The following is a 2,732-nucleotide window of genomic DNA, read 5'->3' as shown; positions in this document are numbered from 1 at the left end:
CGGGTGTAGGAGGTTCCGGTCACCTCGGGGTCCGGGTTGTAGAGCTTCTCCACGTCCCATCCGCGGTCGGACGGGAACTCGCCCACCGCGTCCACCCCGCCGGCCACCAGGTCCCAGAGGTCCTGGGCGCTCGCCACCCCACCGGGGTAGCGGCAGGCCATGCCCACCACCGCGATCGGCTCGTTGTCGTCCTCGGAGGCCGACCGCGCGCGGAGGGCCGGTACGCCCGCCGTCGTCACCGCGCTCGTCGTGCCGATCGCGTCGGAGACCTTGGCGAGCAGGTAGTCGATGACGGCACGCGGCGACGGGTGGTCGAAGACGAGCGTGGTCGGCACCCGCAGGCCGGTGGCGGTGTTGAGCTGGTTGCGCAGTTCGACGCCGGTGAGGGAGTCGAACCCGAGGTCCTTGAAGGCCCGTTCGACATCGATGGTCGCGGAGTCGGAGTGGCCGAGGACCAGGGCGACGACGGCACGCACGGTCTCGGTGATCGCGCGCGTCCGCTCGCTCTCCGCCAGGGCCGCCATCCGGTCGGTCCAGCTGTCGCGGCCCGCGCTCGCCGCGTTCGTGGTGACGCTGCGCCGTACCGGCCCACGCACCAGGGAGCGGAAGACCACGGGCGCCGGCTGCCCGGCGGTACGGGCCTGGGACTTCAACACCGACAGGTCGAGCTGGGCCGGGATGAGCTGGACGTGCTCCTGCGCCAACGCGGTGTCGAACAGCTGGAGCCCCCGCTCCTCGCCGAGCGGTGCCACGCCGGAGCGGGTCCAGCGGGCGACGTCGGCCTCGGTGAGGCCGCCCGCCATGCCGTCGGCCTGGTCCCACAGGCCCCAGGCCAGGGCGTGGGCGGACAGTCCGACGGCACGACGGTGGGCGGCGAGGGTGTCGAGGAAGGTGTTGGCGGCCGCGTAGTTGCTCTGGCCGGAGTTGCCGATGACGCCGGCGATGGACGAGAAGACGACGAACACCGACAGCGGCAGGTCCTTGGTCTGCTCGTGCAGGTTCCACGCCGCGTCCACCTTCGGACGCAGCACCACTGCCATGCGCTCGACGGTCTGCGACTCCAGGAGCCCGTCGTCCAGGATGCCGGCGGCGTGCACGATTCCGGTCAGCGGGTGCTCGGCCGGGATGGCTTCGAGCACGGCGGCCAGCGCCGCCGGGTCGGCCGCGTCACACCCGGCGAAGCGAACCTCGGCGTCGAACTCGGCGAGTTCCAGCGCCAGTTCGGCAGCGCCCGGGGCGGCTTCGCCGCGCCGCGAGAGCAGCAGGAGATGCCGCACTCCGTGGTTGCGCACGAGGTGACGGGCGAGCAGGGTCCCGAGGGTGCCCGAACCGCCGGTGATCATCACGGTGCCCTCGGCGTCGAAGGCATCGAAGTCGGCAGCGGTGGGAGCGTCCGCAGCCGGCACCGGGACCATCCGCGGCGCGCGCAGCTCTCCCCCGCGCACCACCAGCTGGGACTCGTCGCCGTACAGGCCGCCGGCGTCGAGGTTCTCGGCGCCGAAACCCGGGTCGGCCGGGTCGAGATCGACCAGGACGAAGCGGTCGGGGTGCTCGGCCTGCGCCGTGCGGACCAGGCCCCACACCGAGCCGGCCGCCAGGTCAGCGGGCGCGTCGCCGGTCTCGGTGCCGACGGCGCCGCGTGTCACGACGACCAGCCGGGCGTCGGCGAAGCGCTCGTCGGCGAGCCAGGCCTGGACCAGGTCCAGCGCCTCACCGGTGAGCCGGTGCACAGCCGCGGGGACGCCCTCGCCCTCGGCGGAGCCCAGCTGGACCACCACCCGCCCGGGCACCTCGACCAGCGATGCCGGATCCGCCGTCACCGTCACCGAGCCGGTCGCGTCAGCTGTCGACGGCACGGGCACCCAGTCCAGCCGATAGAGCGCACCACGCCGATCGGCGGCCCGGGCGTCGACCCGAGCGGGCCGCAGGACGAGTTCGCCGACCGAGGCCACCGGCCGGCCTGCGCCGTCGGCGACCGTCAGAGCGGCGCTCTCCGCACCGGTGGGAGTCCACCGCACGCGCAGTTCCTTCGCACCGGTCGCGTAGAGCGAGACGTCACTCCAGGCGAACGGCAGCAGCAGACCTCCGGCAGCCGAGGCGAGCTTCTGGACGAGCGGGTGCAGCGCCGCGTCGAGCAGCGCCGGGTGGACTCCGTACTTCGCCGCGTCCGCGTGCTGCGGCTCGGGCAGGACCACGTCGGCGTAGAGCTGGTCGCCGAGCCGCCACAGCGCCGACACGCACTGGAAGGCCGGCCCGTACGTGTAGCCGGTCTCGGCGAGCGCGGGGTAGAAGTCCGCCAGGTCGACGGCTTCGGCGCCGGCCGGCGGCCACTGCACGAGGTCGGCGTCGGGGGCGACGAGGTCGTCCACCGCGAGCCATCCGGAAGCGTGCCTGGTCCACGTGTCCTGGTCACCGGCCTCGGCGTCCTGGGGTTGCGAGTAGATCCGCACCTGGTGCTGGTCGTTCTCGTCCGCCGCGTCCACGGCGACCTGGATCCGCAGGCCGCCGACGGCGGGCAGCAGCATCGGCGCCTCGAGCGTCAGCTCCACCACGCGCGACGCGCCGCTACGGTCGGCGGCTTCCAACGCCAGTTCCATCAACGCGGTCCCGGGCAGCAGGACTCGGCCCTGGATCTCGTGGTCGGTGAGCCAGGGGTGGGTGTGCCGGGACAGGCGCCCACTGAACAGGACACCACCATCAGCCAGACCCGTGACCGCCCCCAACAACGGATG

Annotated in this window: 1 protein-coding gene; it reads right to left on the bottom strand. The window is 73.3% G+C overall.

From position 1 onward, the window contains the following. On the bottom strand, window positions 1-2,732 hold a 2,732-nt coding region (locus ABTY61_RS41805), incomplete at both ends, for a type I polyketide synthase (RefSeq protein ID WP_350510490.1).

The organism is Kitasatospora sp. NPDC096128, from assembly GCF_040303105.1.
GTDB lineage: Bacteria > Actinomycetota > Actinomycetes > Streptomycetales > Streptomycetaceae > Kitasatospora.
Note: the sequence above shows the minus strand (reverse complement) of the source record. Positions and strands in the feature narration are given on the sequence as shown.